This is a genomic window from Sphingomonas sp. (assembly GCA_019635535.1).
Classification (GTDB): domain Bacteria; phylum Pseudomonadota; class Alphaproteobacteria; order Sphingomonadales; family Sphingomonadaceae; genus Allosphingosinicella.
Window position 1 is genome coordinate 467,973 of record JAHBZH010000001.1, and the last position, 16,762, is coordinate 484,734.

16 protein-coding genes are annotated in these 16,762 nt (G+C 68.2%); 3 read left to right on the forward strand and 13 right to left on the reverse strand.

Annotation, left to right across the window (positions count from 1 at the left end; translation table 11 throughout):
• Window positions 1–138 precede the first annotated feature (138 nt).
• Complete coding sequence (locus tag KF780_02430) at window positions 139–1,014, forward strand: LysR family transcriptional regulator (protein MBX3560646.1); 876 nt, start codon at window positions 139–141, stop codon at window positions 1,012–1,014.
• On the opposite strand, the gene KF780_02435 is transcribed toward KF780_02430, so the two are convergent.
• The gene (locus tag KF780_02435) at window positions 1,011–1,769 is read right to left on the reverse strand and encodes an SDR family oxidoreductase (protein MBX3560647.1); all 759 of its coding nucleotides are present in this window, start codon (window positions 1,767–1,769) and stop codon (window positions 1,011–1,013) included. The genes KF780_02430 and KF780_02435 overlap by 4 nt on opposite strands.
• Before the next feature lie 3 nt (window positions 1,770–1,772).
• Window positions 1,773–2,234, reverse strand: a complete 462-nt coding sequence (locus KF780_02440) for a peptidylprolyl isomerase (protein ID MBX3560648.1) — start codon at window positions 2,232–2,234, stop codon at window positions 1,773–1,775.
• 114 nt (window positions 2,235–2,348) lie between these two features.
• Between KF780_02440 and mgtE the strand changes: the two genes are divergently transcribed.
• Window positions 2,349–3,761 carry a magnesium transporter gene (mgtE, locus tag KF780_02445; GenBank protein MBX3560649.1) on the forward strand — a complete coding sequence of 471 codons (1,413 nt, stop codon included), beginning with the start codon at window positions 2,349–2,351 and terminating at the stop codon, window positions 3,759–3,761.
• Here the strand turns inward: mgtE and KF780_02450 are convergent.
• From KF780_02450 to KF780_02480, 7 genes are all read right to left on the reverse strand, one after another.
• A complete protein-coding gene (locus tag KF780_02450) occupies window positions 3,758–4,459 on the reverse strand; it encodes a DUF2807 domain-containing protein (protein ID MBX3560650.1) in 702 nt (233 codons plus the stop codon). The genes mgtE and KF780_02450 overlap by 4 nt on opposite strands.
• Before the next feature lie 56 nt (window positions 4,460–4,515).
• Window positions 4,516–5,250, reverse strand: coding sequence for a DUF2807 domain-containing protein (locus KF780_02455; GenBank protein MBX3560651.1), 735 nt, complete (start codon window positions 5,248–5,250; stop codon window positions 4,516–4,518).
• A 134-nt stretch (window positions 5,251–5,384) separates the two neighbouring features.
• Window positions 5,385–5,918: a CarD family transcriptional regulator gene (locus KF780_02460; GenBank protein MBX3560652.1), complete on the reverse strand. Its 534-nt coding sequence runs from the start codon at window positions 5,916–5,918 to the stop codon at window positions 5,385–5,387.
• A gap of 206 nt (window positions 5,919–6,124) precedes the next feature.
• Complete coding sequence (locus tag KF780_02465; protein ID MBX3560653.1) at window positions 6,125–6,526, reverse strand: DoxX family protein; 402 nt, start codon at window positions 6,524–6,526, stop codon at window positions 6,125–6,127.
• Between the two features lie 102 nt (window positions 6,527–6,628).
• Window positions 6,629–6,967 carry a ferredoxin family protein gene (locus tag KF780_02470; protein MBX3560654.1) on the reverse strand — a complete coding sequence of 113 codons (339 nt, stop codon included), beginning with the start codon at window positions 6,965–6,967 and terminating at the stop codon, window positions 6,629–6,631.
• Between the two features lie 28 nt (window positions 6,968–6,995).
• The gene (locus tag KF780_02475; GenBank protein ID MBX3560655.1) at window positions 6,996–7,262 is read right to left on the reverse strand and encodes an RNA-binding S4 domain-containing protein; all 267 of its coding nucleotides are present in this window, start codon (window positions 7,260–7,262) and stop codon (window positions 6,996–6,998) included.
• A gap of 4 nt (window positions 7,263–7,266) precedes the next feature.
• Window positions 7,267–9,789: a helicase gene (locus KF780_02480; GenBank protein ID MBX3560656.1), complete on the reverse strand. Its 2,523-nt coding sequence runs from the start codon at window positions 9,787–9,789 to the stop codon at window positions 7,267–7,269.
• Window positions 9,790–10,019: 230 nt separating this feature from the next.
• Here KF780_02480 and KF780_02485 point away from each other — a divergent pair, with 230 nt between their 5' ends.
• The gene (locus tag KF780_02485) at window positions 10,020–11,531 is read left to right on the forward strand and encodes a M23 family metallopeptidase (GenBank protein MBX3560657.1); all 1,512 of its coding nucleotides are present in this window, start codon (window positions 10,020–10,022) and stop codon (window positions 11,529–11,531) included.
• Between the two features lie 164 nt (window positions 11,532–11,695).
• Here KF780_02485 and KF780_02490 read toward each other — a convergent pair whose 3' ends face one another.
• The 4 genes from KF780_02490 to KF780_02505 form a co-directional block, all read right to left on the reverse strand.
• Entirely contained in the window at window positions 11,696–13,372 is a 1,677-nt protein-coding gene (locus tag KF780_02490; protein MBX3560658.1) for a DUF87 domain-containing protein, read from the reverse strand.
• Window positions 13,373–13,507: 135 nt separating this feature from the next.
• Complete coding sequence (locus KF780_02495; GenBank protein MBX3560659.1) at window positions 13,508–14,269, reverse strand: TIGR02186 family protein; 762 nt, start codon at window positions 14,267–14,269, stop codon at window positions 13,508–13,510.
• A complete protein-coding gene (locus KF780_02500) occupies window positions 14,266–15,180 on the reverse strand; it encodes a sulfite exporter TauE/SafE family protein (GenBank protein ID MBX3560660.1) in 915 nt (304 codons plus the stop codon). Before KF780_02500 ends, KF780_02495 begins: the two co-directional genes overlap by 4 nt.
• A gap of 35 nt (window positions 15,181–15,215) precedes the next feature.
• Entirely contained in the window at window positions 15,216–16,712 is a 1,497-nt protein-coding gene (locus KF780_02505; protein ID MBX3560661.1) for a DUF389 domain-containing protein, read from the reverse strand.
• Window positions 16,713–16,762: the final 50 nt, after the last annotated feature.

Consider the following 16,762-nt stretch of genomic DNA (forward strand, 5'->3'; position numbering starts at 1 on the left):
TTGTGCAAGTGCGAAGAAAACATGCCTGAGTGCAAAATATGCATCCGCAAATGTGAGGATTTCACATAGCTGTAGTAAAAATAGTGCACTTTGCGCCGCACAATAACACAGAGGATGTCTTCCGGGAGGCGCGAAACGATGAAGAGACTGCCGCCGCTCACCGCGATCGAGGCGTTCGTGCAGACCGCGCGGCTCGGATCGGTCAAGGCCGCCGCCGACGCGCTCGCTCTGTCCTCGCCGGCACTCACCCGGCGCATCCAGTCGCTCGAGCGGCATGTGAGCCGCCCGCTGTTCGAGCGGCGCCACCAGTCGATCCATCTCAATGCCGACGGCGAGCGGCTGCTGCACGAGATCGGCCCGGTGCTCGATGAGCTGACCCGGGCGCTGGAGCGCGCCACCGGCGACAATGCCGAATTGCGCCTGCGCCTCGGCGTGCTGCCGCTCTTCGCCTCCAACCGGCTGATGCCGGGGCTGGCGGAGCTGCGGAAGCTTCACCCGCAGCTCCATATCGATCTCGACACCGGCCCGGACGCGATCGCGCGGCTCGACGACGGGCTTGACGCGGCGATCGTCCTCGCCCGCGCGGTCGATCCCGGTCTCCACGCGCGCCGGCTCGGCGCCAACCGCGTCGTCGCGATCGGCGCGCGCGACCTGCCCGACGCGCCGAAATCGCCAGCCGATCTCGCCGGCACGACCGTGCTCGCCCATCGCGACCTGCCCGACGTGTTCCGCGACTGGTGCCGCGCGGCGGGCGTCCCGGACCTCAAGCCCGCCGCGACCGACATGTTCGATTCGGGCCAGCTCCTGCTCGGCGCCGCCGCGCAGGGGCTCGGCGTCGCCTTCATGTTCGAAATGCATCTGGAGGGCGCGCACGATCCGCGCCTGACCCGCTTGTTCGGAATCGCCGCCGAAAGCCCCTATGCCTATTGGTTCGTCTGTCGCGACGGCGCGCTGAACCGGCGGCCGGTGCGGCTGTTCCACGACTGGCTGATGGGCGAGTTCGGGATCGGCTAGAGTTTCAGGCCGGCGACGATCCGCCGCATCAGCGCGCGGGGCAGGATCCGCGAGGACTGCGCCGTGACCTTGTTCATCAAACCGGGAATGACGATCGCACGATTGCGGTCGAGGCCCTTGAGGCCGGCGCGAACGACGCCGGCGGCATCGGTCGAGAAGCGGTCGAACCGCGCCGAGGTGACGCCGGCGACCGCGCCGAATTCGGTGGCGGTCGGGCCGGGGCAGAGCGCGGTGACGCGCACGCCCGTACCCTTCAGCTCCTGATGCAGCGCATCGGTGAAGGACAGGACGAAGGCCTTGGTGGCGAAATAGACGCCGAAACCGGGGCCGGACTGGAAGGCGGCGGTGGAGGCGACGTTGAGAATCGCGCCTTTGTCTCGGGCACGCATGCCGGGCAAGGCAAGATGGGTGAGCTCGACCAGAGCGGCGACATTGAGGTCGATCATCTCGCGCTGGCGATCGCGCGGCAGATCGGCGAAGCGGCCGACCAGGCCGAAGCCGGCATTGTTGATCAGCGTATCGACGGTGAGGCCCCTGGCCTCGACCTGCGTGATCAGCCGCGCCGCGGCGTCCGGCGCGGCGAGATCGGCGGCGAAGACATGGACCTCGCCGCCCAGCTCGGCGGCCAGCGCCTCCAGCCGGTCGCGGCGGCGCGCGACGAGGGCGAGCGTTTCGCCCCGCGCCGCGCAGGCCCGCGCGAATTCCGCGCCGAGGCCCGCCGACGCCCCAGTGACGAGCGTGACGGGCCGCGCCATGGATCAGTCGCGCAGGCTGGCTTTGACGATCTTGCCCGGGGCGCGCGGCGGCTCGCCCTTGGGCAGCGCATCGACATGCTCCATGCCCTCGGCCACTTCGCCCCAGACGGTATATTGGCCGTCGAGGAAGCGGGCGTCGTCGAAGCAGATGAAGAACTGGCTGTTGGCGCTGTCCGGATTCTGCGCGCGGGCCATGGAGGCGATGCCGCGCACATGCGGTTCGCGGCTGAACTCGGCGGGCAGGTCCGGCTTGTCGGAGCCGCCCATGCCGGTGCCGGTCGGATCGCCGCCCTGCGCCATGAAGCCGTCGATGACGCGGTGGAAGATCACGCCGTCATAGAAACCCTCGGCGGTCAGCTCCCTGATCCGCGCGACATGCTGGGGCGCGAGATCGGGGCGCAGGCGGATGACGACGTCGCCGCCGCTATCGAGATTGAGGACGAGCGTGTTCGAGTCTTCGGACATGTCTTTCTCCTTGGGTTGGGCCGACTTAGGGTCCGTATTCCCCATCCGCAACTCGACAGGCCGGATTCCCGCGCCTAGGAAGCCCCGGTCCAACGCAAATCCGGGGAGACAGCGATGAGCGAAAGCGAACTCGAAGCCCCGGAAGAAGCGGGCGTAGCCGACACCCGGCTGGACGAGGACGACCGGCTGAAGCCCGAATTCGTGCGCGAAGTGCTGGCCGCGCTGGAAGCCGGCGACGCGGACGGCGCGCGCGCGCTGGTCGAACCGCTCCATCCCGCCGACATCGCCGACCTGCTCGAACTGCTCGACCGCGAGCATCGCCGCGCGCTCGCCGCCGCTCTGGCCGGGGTGCTCGACGGCGACGTGCTCGCCGAGATGAACGATTGGGTGCGCGACGAACTGCTCGACGCGCTCGAACCGCACGAAGTCGCCGAGATCGCCGGCGAGCTGGAGACCGACGACGCGGTCGCGATCATCGAGGATCTGGAGGAGGACGAGCAGCGCGCCGTGCTGCGCGCGCTCGATCCCGACGATCGCGCCGCGATCGAGGAGGCTTTGTCCTATCCCGAGGAATCGGCCGGCCGCCTGATGCGCCGCGACGCGGTGGCCGTGCCCGAGCACTGGACGGTCGGGCAAGTGATCGATTTCCTGCGCGCCGGCAAGGAGATGGCGACCGATTTCTGGGAGGTGTTCGTCGTCGATCCCGCGCATCGGCCGGTCGGCACCTGCCTGCTGTCCTGGATTTTGCGCACGCCGCGCCGGATCGCGATCGCCGACGTGATGAAGCGCGAGCAGACCCTGCTCCCGGTCGATCTCGATCAGGAGGAAGTGGCGCTAAAATTCCAGAAATATGCGCTGATCTCGGCGGCGGTGGTCGACCAGGCCGGGCGCCTGGTCGGGATGATCACCGCCGACGACGTCGCCCATATCATTCAGGAGGAAGCCAGCGAGGACGCGCTGCTGCTGTCCGGCGCCGGCGTCGAGGGCGACATCAACGAGCCGGTGCGCGACAGCTACAAGGCGCGCGTCAAATGGCTGGCCGCCAATCTGGTGACGGCCCTGGTCGCCTCCGGCATCATCGCGATGTTCGGCGCGGCGATCGAGCAGATGGTGGCATTGGCCGTGCTGATGCCGATCGTCTCGGCGATCGGCGGCAATGCGGGCACGCAGACCATGGCGGTGGCGGTGCGCGCGCTGGCGATGAACCAGCTGACGAGATCGAACACCTGGCGCACGGTCTGGCGCGAGATCCGGATCGCGCTGTTGAACGGCCTCACCATCGCGATGCTGCTCGGCGTGGGCGCCGCTCTGGTCTATTCCAATCCGGCGCTGGGCGGCGTGATCGCCGCCGCAATGCTGATCAACATCGTGATCGCGGGCCTGTCCGGCGTGGTCGTGCCGGTCGCGCTGGAGCGGATGAAGCAGGACCCGGCGGTCTCGTCATCGGTGTTCGTGACGATGATCACCGATTCGATGGGCTTCCTCGCCTTTCTCGGTCTCGCCGTGGTGTCCGGACTGGTCGGCTAGCGCCCCGTCCCGCAGCGCACCATGCCCGCGCCCAGGCCCTGCACATTGCAGGAGGGGCGGCCCGCCACCGTCACTTCGCCCAGGCCGTTGGCGTTGATCCGCGCGGTGCGGCCGGCGGCGAGCGCGACCGTGCCGGTGGTGCTGGTCGTCGCGGTCACATCTCCGGCGGCGAGCGCGGCGGCGGCGAGATCGCCGGAGCCCTGCACGTCGGCGCGCACCGAACGGGCGCGACCGCTGACCTCGATCCGGCCCGAACCGAGCAGGCCGAGCGAGAGATTGTCGGCCGCCACGCCGGTCGCGGCGAGACGGCCGCTGCCCTCCAGGCTGAGATCGACGCGCAGGCCCTCGATCCCTTCGATGTCCAGCCGGCCGGGGCCGATCACCCGGGCCGAGCGCAGGCTGCGGGTGGACAGTGTGATTTCCAGCACGCCCTGCTGCGCGCCGGGATTGCCGCCCCAGGCGGAACGGTTCGGGCGGATGCGCAGGGTCTGGCCCTGCGTGTCGATGATCACGCGGTCGATCGATGCCTGCGGCCCGCTGGCGCGGGCGGCGGTCGGCCGGCCGGTCACCAGCCGCACGACATAGGGCCCTTCGACCGTCACCCGATCGAAATCGGTGATCGAATAGGTCCGCTCGGCGCCGGTCGCCGGCACGGCGAGCAAGGCGAGGCCGATCAAGGCGGGCAGCGCGCGTGTCATGACGGCGAGCATGACCGCAAAAGCTTAACCGTCAATGGCGAAGCGCCGGACCCGCGTCAGTTGGCGCAGTTCACGCTGCCCGAGCCCATGCGCGAGACCGAGCAGCTCGCCCCGCCGCGCACATTCACGTCGCCCGACCCCATCACCGAGCCCGATACCGATTCGGTGGCGCGCAGCGAGATATCGCCCGAGCCCATGATCCGCACCCGGGCACGGCGCGTCTCGAACCCGCCGAGATCGGCGTCGCCCGATCCGGCGATCGAGATTTCCGTCTCCTCGGCGCCACCGTCCACGTCGATCCCGCCCGAACCCGTGATCGAGAAATCGGCCTGGCGGGCGCGCAATGCGCCGATATCGAGATCGCCCGAGCCGGTCACGCTGGCGGCGAAGCGCTCAGCCTCGGCCCGATCGACGGTCAGATCGCCCGAGCCGGTCACGGATGCCCCTTCGAGCGCCGGCACGGTGACGTGAATGGTCGCGCGGCCGCCCGGCCCGCGCCAGGACCAGCTGCGCTGCGTGCCGACACGCAGCACGCCGTCCTCCACACGGATGTCGAGGCCGTCCAGCACGGCAGTGTCGCCTTCGGCGCGAACCGAGACGGCGCCACCCACGGCGACATTCACGTCATGCGGCCCGAACAGGGTAACCGAGCGGAATTCGCCGACCTCGAAGCTGCGCTGGCCCTGCTCGCCGCTCGCCTGCGCCTGATTGGGCTGGGCACCGACCGAGCAGGCGGCAAGGCCGGCCGCCGCCAGAGCGAGCACCGAGACCATGATGGAATTGCCGCGCATCGCATCCTCCCTAACTGTATTGGTTGGATAATACAGGATGGCCCCGAAAAAGCAATGCAAAAGGCGGCCCCGCCGGGACCGCCTTCGCATCTTATCGTACGGGCCCGTCGGCCCGCCGGAACCGAAGTCCAACCTCAAGCCTCGACGCGGACCTTGTGATGGACCGTCGCAGCCTTGTTCAGGATGTCGAGGATCTTCGCCAGCGCGGTCTTCTCGTCGACTTCCTCCATCGCGCCCAGCTCGCGGGCGAGACGGGTCGAGGCGGCCTCGAAAATCTGCCGCTCGGAATAGCTCTGCTCCGGCGCGTCGTCGGGGCGGAACAGGTCGCGGACCACTTCGGCGATCGACGCGAGGTCGCCCGAATTGATCTTCGCTTCATATTCCTGGGCACGGCGCGACCACATGGTGCGCTTCACCTTCGGCTTGCCCTTCAGGGTGGCCAGCGCCTCCTGCATCGTCTTGTCGGACGACAGCTTTCGCATGCCGACGCTCTCCGCCTTGTTGGTCGGAACGCGCAGTGTCATCTTTTCCTTCTCGAAGCGCAGCACATAGAGCTCCAGCTCCATGCCCGCGATGTCGGTGCTCTGCAGCTCGATCACGCGGCCGACGCCGTGCTTGGGGTAAACGACATAATCGCCAACGTCGAAGTTCAACGCCTTCGTTGCCATCAATCGAAACCTTCCCATGGAAAACAGCCGCCGGAAAGATCGAAAGGTTCCGCGCCTTCCCCCGACAGGCGCGACCGATGCTTCCGAAAATGCGGCAATTCGCTATTGATGGATATCATATAGCAAGAAAATCAAAGGAAATCCACCCCGGCCGCCATAAGCGACCGACGGCGGCTTCCCCGCAAGGCGCGAAACTGCGACCGGTGTCAGGCCGCGCCGCGGCGCCCGTCCAGACTCCAGGCGCCGGGGCCCGAGAACACGAAATAGAGGAAGACGAAGCAATAGAGGATCGCCGCGTCGCCGCCATTGTTGACCGGGAAGAAATCCTGCGGCGCATGCGCGTACCAATAGGCCACCGCCATCGTGCCCGAGGCGAGAAAGGCCGCCGGCCGGGTGAACAGGCCGAGCACGATCAGCGCCCCGGCGGCCAGTTCGACCAGCCCCGCATAGGCGCCGAGATGAGCGAAGGCCGGGCCGCTGCCGGCCATCTGCCCGGCGGGGAAGCTCAGGAATTTCTGGGTGCCGTGGGCGAGGAAGATGAGGCCGCTGACGATGCGCAGCAGGCCGAGAAACTGGGGCGCATATGCGGAAAGGCGGGATGCATCCATGCGGGCGGCTCCATCTTGAGGCACCCTCAAGCTAGCCGCCTGGCCGGAAAAGTCACCTGTCGGTTTTGAGAATCCGCCGTTGCGGAAATCCGATGTGCCGGGTCAGTCGCCCTCGCCCGGTTCGGCCGAGAAATATTTGTCGAACTTGCCCTCTTCGCCCTTATGCTCGTCGGCGTCGGCGGGGCTGTCCTTCTTGCGGGTGATGTTCGGCCATTCGGCGGAATAGGTGGCGTTGAGCTCCAGCCACTTCTCCAGGCCATTCTCGGTGTCCGGCAGGATCGCCTCGGCCGGGCATTCCGGCTCGCACACGCCGCAATCGATGCACTCGCTGGGATTGATGACGAGCATGTTCTCGCCCTCGTAGAAGCAGTCCACCGGACAGACTTCGACGCAATCCATATATTTGCAGCGGATGCAGGCATCGGTGACGACGTAGGTCATGGCAGTCTCTATCTCCCCGATGCCGTCCCTAAGCGGGGGCGCCCGGCTCCGTCAATTCGCAATAGTGCGCCCGCGCCTCGGCCGGGGGGCCGCGGCGAGCCGGCAGCGCCTCGACCTTCAGCACGCGTACCTTGCCGCGTTGCGCGAAGCTCAGCACATCACCGACGCGGATCGGGGCATGGGCGCGGTCGATCACGCGGCCGGAGAGGCGGATGCGGCCCTGCTCGGCCAGTTCCTGGGCCTGGCCGCGCGTCTTCGCGATCCGGGCGAACCAGAGGAACTTGTCGAGCCGCAGGCTGTCAGCCACGCTTTAGCTCCGCGAGTGCGGCGAAGGCATGACCCTTTCCCGGCGGCCTGCCGCGCGGCGAACGCGGGCGCTCCCGCCCGCGCCAGACCCAGCCGGGGCCTTCCTCCGGTGCGTCCGTCACCTCCCGGAAGCCGAGATCGCGCATCAGCCGGGCCAACGCCTCGGGCTTCAGACCCAGCGAGGTGACGAAGGCGCTGTTGACCGGCGGGCGATTGCCACCGTGACGCGCCTCATGCGCCTGGCGCGCGATCCGCTCGGCCATGTCCACCCGGATCCATTGCGGGCCGGCGGCACGGAAGCCGAGCCGCGCTTCGCCGTTCGGCTTGCCTTCCAGCGGAAACACCACGGCGGAGACGGGCGGCAGCGCCGGCATCGGTGCATCGGCCGCGGCGGCGCGCAAGGCGGCGCGCCAGCGCATCGCGTCCGGCTTCAGCGCGGCGGGCATGAAGAGGTCGAGCGCACCGATCCGCACGCCGAGCGCGGTGACGGCGCGGCGCTGCTCCTTGTCGAGCGCGCCCAGCGCCCCGGCCACCGCATCGCGCGTCACGATTCCGCCCTCGTCCACCAGCAAGGCCAGCAGTGCCCGGGCCGGCGCCGGCGTAGCGGGGTTCTGCGCGGCATGGCCGGCGGCGCGGAGCGGCCCCAACACCGTCTCGACCTGGTCGCGCAGCCAATATTTCAGCCTTAAAATAACTGACTCGCGGCCCTGCGGCGAAACGCTGTCGATGCGCCGGTCGAGATGGACGCGGGGGCTGAGCAGATTCTTGCCCGGGCCGAGCCGCGCCACCTCATGCCCGCGCCACAGAACCGTGACCGGCCGACCCGCCTCGGTGCCCAATGCGAAATGATCGTCCGTGTCGGCGACCAGAGCGGCGGCACGCTTCTCATATTCGCCGGCGAGACGGCGCTCGGCGGTGGCGAGCAGCATCTTGCGGTCGGCATGACGGGCGGCTGGATCCACCTCGAAGGCGAAGCCGTTCAGCCGGCCGATCGCATAGGTGCCGACGCTGACCTCGCCTTCGGCGTCGATCTCGACCGGGAAGGCGCCCGCCCCGGCCTTGCCGAGATCGCGCATCAGCACGGCGGTGCGCCGGTCGACGAAGCGCTGGGTCAGCCGCTCGTGCAACGCATCGGACAGCTTCTCCTCGACCGCCATGGCGCGCTCCGCCATCTGCGCCGGCGCGGCCAGCCAGTCCGGGCGGTGCGCGACATAGGCCCAGGTCCGCACGCCGGCGAGCCGATCGGCGAGCGTCTCGATATCGCCCTGCACATTGTCGAGCTTGGCGACCTCGCTGGCGAACCAGTCCGGCGGGATGTGGCCGTCGCCCTCGCTCAGATGGCCGAAGAGGCGCGCGACCAGCCGGGCATGATGCTCCGGCCCGGTCTTGCGGAAATCGGGCAGGCCGCAAGCGGCCCACAGGCGGCGGACCAGATCGGGCGTGGTGGCGCGCGCCGCGACCGGGTCGGCGGACAGCAGCTTCAGCACCGCCAGGTCCTCCGCCTCGGGCGCGGCGCGCAGGCCGCGGATCACCGGGCGGCGCTCCAGCGAGCGGATCAGCGGCGCGACCCCGCGAAAATCCAGCTCGCTCTCGCGCCAGTAGAGGAAATCGAGCGGCTGGAAGCGATGCTCCTCGATCGCCTCGATCTCCTCGGGACGGAATTCGGCGGCATCCTCGCCCTCGAACGTCAGCGAGCCGAACGTGCCGTCGCGCTGGTGACGGCCGGCGCGGCCGGCGATTTGCGCCATCTCCGCAACGGTGAGCCGGCGGCGGCGCTGTCCGTCGAACTTGGCGAGTCCGGCGAAGGCGACATGGGCGACGTCCATGTTGAGGCCCATGCCGATCGCGTCGGTGGCGACGAGATAATCGACCTCGCCCGCCTGATACATGGCGACCTGCGCATTGCGGGTGCGGGGGCTCAATGCCCCCATCACCACCGCCGCGCCGCCGCGCATCCGGCGCAGCATCTCGGCGACCGCATAGACCTGCTCGGCCGAGAAGGCGACGATCGCCGAGCGCGGCGGCAGGCGGGACAGCTTGGTCGCGCCGGCATAGGACAGGGTCGAAAAGCGCGGCCGGGTGACGATCTCCGCCTCCGGCAACAGCGCGCGGACCATCGGCTTCAGGCTTTCCGAACCCAGGATCATCGTCTCCTCGCGACCGCGCGCATGGAGCATGCGATCGGTGAAGACATGGCCCCGCTCAGGGTCGATGCCGAGCTGAGCCTCGTCGAACGCGACGAAGGCGAAATCGCCGTTTGTCGGCATGCTCTCCGCGGTGCACAGGAACCAGCGCGCGTCCTTGGGCAGGATCTTCTCCTCGCCGGTCAGCAATGCGACCTGGTTCGGCCCCTTCATGGCCACCACCCGGTCGTAAACCTCTCGCGCCAGCAAGCGCAGCGGAAAGCCCATCAGGCCGGAGGAATGCGCGCACATCCGCTCGACGGCGAGGTGAGTCTTGCCGGTATTGGTCGGCCCGAGAATGGCCTTGAGCGGCGCGCGGGCGAACGTGGACATGGACGGTAGATCGGCCGCCCGTCGGCAAATCGCAACCTTTTCCGGTGCTTGATGGCCGGACTCGGCTCGTCCGGCAGGCTGGCCGGTTCGTCGCAACAGGGCGGGAGGGGCGAAAGTCGTAATTTGACTTTAACCTCTTTTCTTCACAACCCTCGCCACTTGCCGAGCGGGGATGCGCGGCAGGGGCAAACGGGCGCGGGGACGGACCAGCCTTGTATCGATTCAACGAGATCGTCACCCAGCCGGGGAGCGGCGCGGCCGCGCTCCGCTCCGGCGACGCGCTCGCACGCCCTGCCTCCGCGCAATTCGGCGCCAGGGTCGCCGATCTCGGTGCGCGCGTCGGCGATCTCGATCTCGTCGTCGATCTCGGCCAGCGGATCGGCTCGCGCATATGGTGGCGCGGTCTCGTCACCTGCGCCGCGCTCTGCGCCGTCGCCATTTCCTTCGCCCCCGATCTCGGCCCCGTCGCCGGCCATTCGCCCGCACCGCTGCCCGACGCCCAATTCGCCGAGGCGCGCACGCTCGCCATCGCGCCGCTCGCTTATGGCGGCGACACCGGCCGGCGGATGGCGCCGACCGACGCGGTCGAGCCGCTGACCGACACGCCGGAGCGCCCGATCGTCGAGCTGCGTGCCACCCTGAGCCGCGGCGACGGCCTCGCCCGCGCGCTCGAACGCGCCGGCGTGGGCGCCGCCGAAGCCGCCCAGGTCGCCACCCTGGTCGGCGAGGCCGTCCCGCTTTCCGACCTGCGCGCCGGCACGGTGCTCGATCTCACGCTCGGCCGCCGCCCGAACCGCACGGTTGCGCGCCCGCTCGACGCGATGGCATTCCGCGCCCGCTTCGACCTCAGGATCGAGATGGCCCGGGTGGACGGCCAGCTCGTCCTGCGCCCGATCCCGATCGCGGTGGACGAGACGCCGCTGCGTATCCAGGGCCGGGTCGGTTCGAGCCTCTACCGCTCGGCGCGCGCCGCCGGAGTGCCGGCGCGGATCGTCGAATCCTATATCCGGGCGCTCTCCACCCAGATCGGGGTGCCCTCCGACCTGCGCTCCGCCGACCGTTTCGACATCATCATCGAGCATCGCCGCGCCGAGACCGGCGAAACCGAAACCGGCCAGCTCCTTTATGCGGGCCTCGATCGCTCCTCCAGCCGCGACCTGCAGATGATGCAATGGACCTCCGAAGGCCGTGCTCAATGGTTCGAGGCTTCCGGCGTAGGGCGTCAGCGCGGCGGCATCCAGCAGCCCGTGCCGGGCCGGATCACGTCCAATTACGGCCTGAGGATGCATCCCATCCTGGGCTATTCGCGCATGCATCGCGGCCTCGATTTCCGCGCATCCCACGGCACGCCGATCGTCGCGGCGATGGACGGAACGGTCAGCGGCGCCGGCCGCGCGGGCGGCTATGGCCTGCAAGTGCGGCTCAACCATTCGGGCGGGCTTGCCACGTCCTATTCGCACATGAGCCGGATCGCGGTGTCCCGAGGCGCGCGGGTGCGGCAGGGCCAGGTGATCGGCTATGTCGGCTCGACCGGCCTGTCGACCGGCCCGCACCTCCATTACGAGATGTATCGGAACGGCCAGACCATCAATCCGCGCTCGGTGCGCTTCACCGAGCGGGCGCAATTGTCCGGCACCGAACTGGCGAATTTCCGCGCCCGCCTGCGCACCTTGCTGGCGACCCCGCTGGGCGCCGCGCGGCAGGCCGGGGCCCCGGCCGAAGCCGCGCAAGCCGCGCCCTGAACCGGAACGTCTCCGCGTCGAAAAATTATTTCCGCGTTCGTGTCGAACCTCGTTCGCCGTGGCGATGAACGATGCGCGTGATGATGTTCGTGAAGGCGACCGATGACAGCAAGGCCGGCCTCTAGCCTTCACCTGAGATGGCGAAGGCGTGCGGCTGATCGCCTTTAGCGGCCCTGCGCGCGCCACCTCTTGACGACGCGGCCGACCATCTGATCCTCCTCGCCGCTGTGCCGCCACAGCTCGGAGAAGAGCGGATCGGACGAGGCCGGCCGCCGGTCGCGCTCGAGATCGTCGAACGAGACGCGGATCGGAATCGACACGCCTTCGCCGCAGATGATGCATTCGCGGTTGCGCAGCGCCGGGATGACATCCAGGAATCCGCGCGAGCCTTCCGGCATGGCGGATTTCACGAACGCCTGGTCCCGGTCGTTGTTGAGGCGCATCGCAACGATCGTGCCGCATTGCGAGAGCACGCCTTCGGCAAGATCGGACGGGCGCTGCGTGATGAGGCCGAGCGACACGCCGTACTTACGGCCTTCCTTGGCGATCCGCTCCAGTACCTTGCGCACGGCTTGGCCGGTCGAGGTCTTGTCGGAAGGCACATAGCGGTGCGCCTCCTCGCAGACCAGCAGGACCGGGCGCTGCACCTCGTTGCGCGACCAGATCGCATAATCGAAGACCAGGCGGGAGAGCACCGCGACGACGACCGAAACGATGTCGGTGGGCACGCCCGACACGTCGATGATCGAGATCGGCTTGCCGTTGGCCGGCAGGCGGAAAATCTTCGAGATGAAGGACGACATCGAATCCGCAACGAGCATGCCGGAGAACATGAACTGGTAGCGGGGATCGGACTTCAGCTCGTCGATCTTGCTCTTGAGCCGCATATAGGGCGCCGTGTCGGTCGCCTTGTTGAGCAGGCCCATGTCGTTGGTGATCGCCGCGGTGAGATCCGACAGCGCATAGGGAATGGGCGAATCCACGGTGAGCTTGTTGAGTCCTTCGGCCGCGCGGTTCCTGGTACGGGCCTGGAGCAGGCATTTCGCGAGGATGTCCATGTCCTGCTGCCGCTCGGCGCCCTGCGAGGTCAGGATCACCTCGCAATGCTCCTCGAAGTTCATCAGCCAGTAGGGCATGGCAAGATTGTCGACGTTGAACAGCTCGCCATTGCCCTTGAACGCGGCCGAATATTCGCCGTGCGGATCGATCATCACGATATGCCCTTCCGGGCTCGCATCGCAGATCCGGTGCATGATGAGAGCGGCGGAGGTCGATTTGCCGGTGCCGGTCGAGCCGAGCAGCGCGAAATGCTTGCCGAGCAGCGCATCGACATAGAGCGCGGCCCGGACATCCTTGGTCGGGAAGACGGTGCCGATCTCGATATGGGCGCGTTCGTCGGCGGCGTACATCTGCTTGAGATCGCTGGCCGTCACCGGATAGGCCTTGCTGCCCGGGATCGGATAGGCGGTGATGCCGCGCTTGAAATTGACCAGCTTGCCGGTTGCCGGATCCTCGTCTCCCTCGCCCAAAAAATCGATGTCGGCGACGACGACATCCGCCTCGGCATCGGCGACACGCAGCGCGCCGACATTGGCGAGCAGCCAGCGGCGACCCGACGCGATCTTGATCTGACTGCCGACCTGGCCCGACATGGCGACCGAGGGATCGACATCGCCGGCGACCTCGACGAGCCGGCGGCCGATCATCTCGACAACCGCACCGCTGCCGGAAATCTCGCTGACCGCGCCGAGCGCCTCATGCTGTGCGTTCAGCCCCATCCGGCCGTTCGGCCGCGGCGCGGAATCGACATCGTCAGCGGAGGGAAAGCTGTGGAGGTTCATGGAATCGGTCATCGCGCCCGGGATCCTTCAGGTCGGTTGTCTCCGACCGCCTTAACCGGTCCGGGTAAACAACCGGTTTGCGATCCTGTCTGGAAGGCCGTGAGAGCTTCGCAGAAGCCGCACCGGCCGCAAAAGCTAGCGTCGCTGGAACAAAGCGCTCGCGCCCCAGCCGAGCAGCAGCGACAGGGCGACCGCGACGATGCCGTAGGCAAGCGACCAGCGTTCCGCCGCTTCGGCGATGAAGCGCTCGAAGCCCAGCTTGTCGATACTGATCTCGCGCACGGCGCCGGCGATGACCCGGCCGTCGCGGATCAGGAAGGTCTCGGCGGTATAGTCGCCGACCGGCACGCGCGCCGGGATCGAGATGCGGGCGCGGTAGAGCACGCCCTCGCTGATCTCCACACCGTCCGGAATCTCCTGATAAAGCCGGTGACGCCGGCGCAGGTCGATGAAGCCGCGCTCGAACCGGCGCAAAGTGTCCGAATCGGCGCCGCCGCCTGGCGACAGCTGAAGATTGCCCAGTCCCAGCTCGTAGATCGCCGCCGTGCGCTCGTCGACCAGATCGCCGAGCGGGCGCGACGATACGACCGCGTAGAAGCTCGGCGCCGAACGGAAGCGGACGCGATCGACGTTCATCCAGATTCCGGCGACCTTCTGCTTCTCGCGCACCACGATCGGCTCCATCGGCCCCTTGAGGACAACCGCCACATCCGTGCCCGGCTCCGGCGCGCGCCCGTCCGGGTAGACGATGGCGCCGAACAGCAGCAGCTCGGCGCCGGTGAAGCTGTAGCGTATCTCGACCTGGCGCTGCGATACGTCCGGCACCAGCCGAGGTTGGGCCTGGCCGAGCAGAAGGGGCGCCAACAGGGCGAGAAACAGAAGGCGCGGCCGTCTCACAGCATCTGTACCGTATAGATTTCCTCGGGCTGCCAGCCGAGCTGGAGCGCCATCCTCAGCGCGACGCCGAGCACGACGATGGCGAGAATCATGCGCAGCAGCTCCGGCTTCATCGCCTGGGCGAAGCGCGCGCCATATTGCGCACCGATCACCGAGCCGAGCAGCAGCAGGCCGGCAAGCACGATGTCCACCGACCGGGTGGTGGTGGCATGGACAAGCGTGGTGACGGCGGTGACGAACAGGATCTGGAGCAGCGAGGTGCCCACCACCACCGCCGCCGACATGCCGAGCAAATAGATCATCGCCGGCACCATGATGAAGCCGCCGCCGATGCCGAGCAAAACGGTCAGAACCCCGGAGATGAAGCCGAGCGCCAACGGCGCGAGCGGTGAGATATAGAGGCCCGAGCGATAGAAGCGCCAGCGCATCGGCAGCATCGCGATCAGCGGATTGTGCCGACGCGCCGGACGATCTTCCCCGGTTCGGGAGGATAGAATGCCAAGCGCGGTGGCCGCCTCTCTGGCCATCATCAGCCCGATGCTGCCGAGCAACAGGACGTAGAGGATCGAGATCACCGTATCGATCTGCCCGCCCTGCTGGAGCAGGCGGAAGACGAAGCCGCCGGCGAGCGAGCCGAGCACGCCGCCCGCGATGATCACCGCGCCCATCTGGACATCGACGCCGCGCCGCCGGCGATGGGCGAGCACGCCGGATATGCTGGTGCCGGTGATCTGGGTGGTGGCCGAAGCGACCGCGACCGCCGGCGGGATGCCGTAAAAGATCAGGATCGGCGTGGTCAGGAAGCCTCCGCCCACGCCCACCATGCCGGTCAACAGGCCGACCAGCCCGCCCAGGCCGATGATGACCAAAGCGTTCACCGAGAGGCCAGCGATCGGCAGATAGATGTCCATGGGGCGCCGACCCTAGACCAATATCGATGCCGGCGTCACGCTCCGGGCGCGTCGGGCGCGAGCCATTGCAGACGTATCGCGTCGCCCAGCGCCGCGCCTTCGTCGCGAGCCGTCACCCCGACCTCGGCAAAGGCCGCGATTACGGTCTCGCGCGCCTCGGCATTGCCGCCGGAAACGCCTACCGGGAGGCGCAACCGGCGGGCGGCCCAGATCGCCGCCGTCAGCGCCCGCGCGCCGGCTTCGTCGGGAGCTTCGTCCGCGATCGCAATCTGCGGCAGAGCCGCCGGCGGCGGCGTGAAGGCGAGCGACCAGCCTTCCAGGCCGCGCGTCGCCCGCTCGACGAGCGCATGATAGGTCTCGATCGAGGCACCGGGTAGGGCCGCCATGGTCACCGCCGCGCGCTTGCCGGTCTCATCCATCACGATGGATTCCGGCGCGACCCCGGCCAGCAGAGCGATCCGGTCGCGCAGATCGGCGCCGAGGCGGCGGCGGTCCTCGCCTGCCTGCGCCCGGGCGAGCTGCGCCGATTCGCCCGCGCCGGGCCGGTTGCCGACGAGCACCTGATCGACGCGCAAGTCGATCGGCCGCCCGGTAAGGCGCTGTGCCGCGCGTGCCGCTTGTGCGCTCGCCTGTTCGGACAAAGCGGGGGTGAGCACCACCGCCCGCACGATTACCGGCGTTCCCGTATAATCGATGTCGATCTGGCTGATCCGCGAACCGTTCGGAAAGGGCGTCAGCACCGCATCGCGGATCTGACGGGAGGCCACTGTCTCCCATGCGATCTTGTGAAGCGCGACCCCCAGCGGAACGGCGAGCGCGATCATCACGGCGGTCAGCACAAATCCCTGCAATTGCGTCTGCTTCGGCGACAGGTGGGCGCCGAAGCCGTAGAGCCGGACGAACAGGGCGATCGTCGCCGCCATCGCGATCAGGTTGGTGAAGAACAGTAAGGCGGCGCCGCCGGCCGCCGTCCAGTTCCAGGTCGCCATGCCGAAGCCGACCACGGCCAACGGCGGCATCAGGGCGATCGCGATGGCAACGCCGACCACGGTGCTCCCCATGCCGCGGATCAGGCCATAGGCGCCGGCCAGCGCGGACAGGATGGCAACGAGCAGATCGAACAGGTTGGGCCTGGTGCGCATCGCGATCTCGGCCGTCACCGTCTGAAGCGGCGACATCATCACGAAGATGGCCGAAAAGAGGATGGCGATGACCGAACCCAGCGCGAGCGCGAAGGCGGCGCGGCGCACCTCGATAAAATCGAACGTCGCGAGGCCGAAGCCGAGCCCGACGATCGGCATCATCAAGGGAGAGATCAGCATGGCGCCGATCAGCACCGCCGAAGACGGCAACAGCAAACCGAGTATCGACATCGCGGCGGAGATCAGGATCATGAAGCAATAGCGCGCGCTCCAGCCGGATTCTTCCGCGACCCGGCGCACCACGTCTTCATGATCGACTTCGGCGATCACCGTTCGTCGCCACCACGCCCAGAGCCGGTTGCTCAGGATTCCGTGCGCTTCGACGGCCATGGGTCACTCCTCACGATGCTCGTCCGGCTTTCCCCCCAAACGAAACGTGC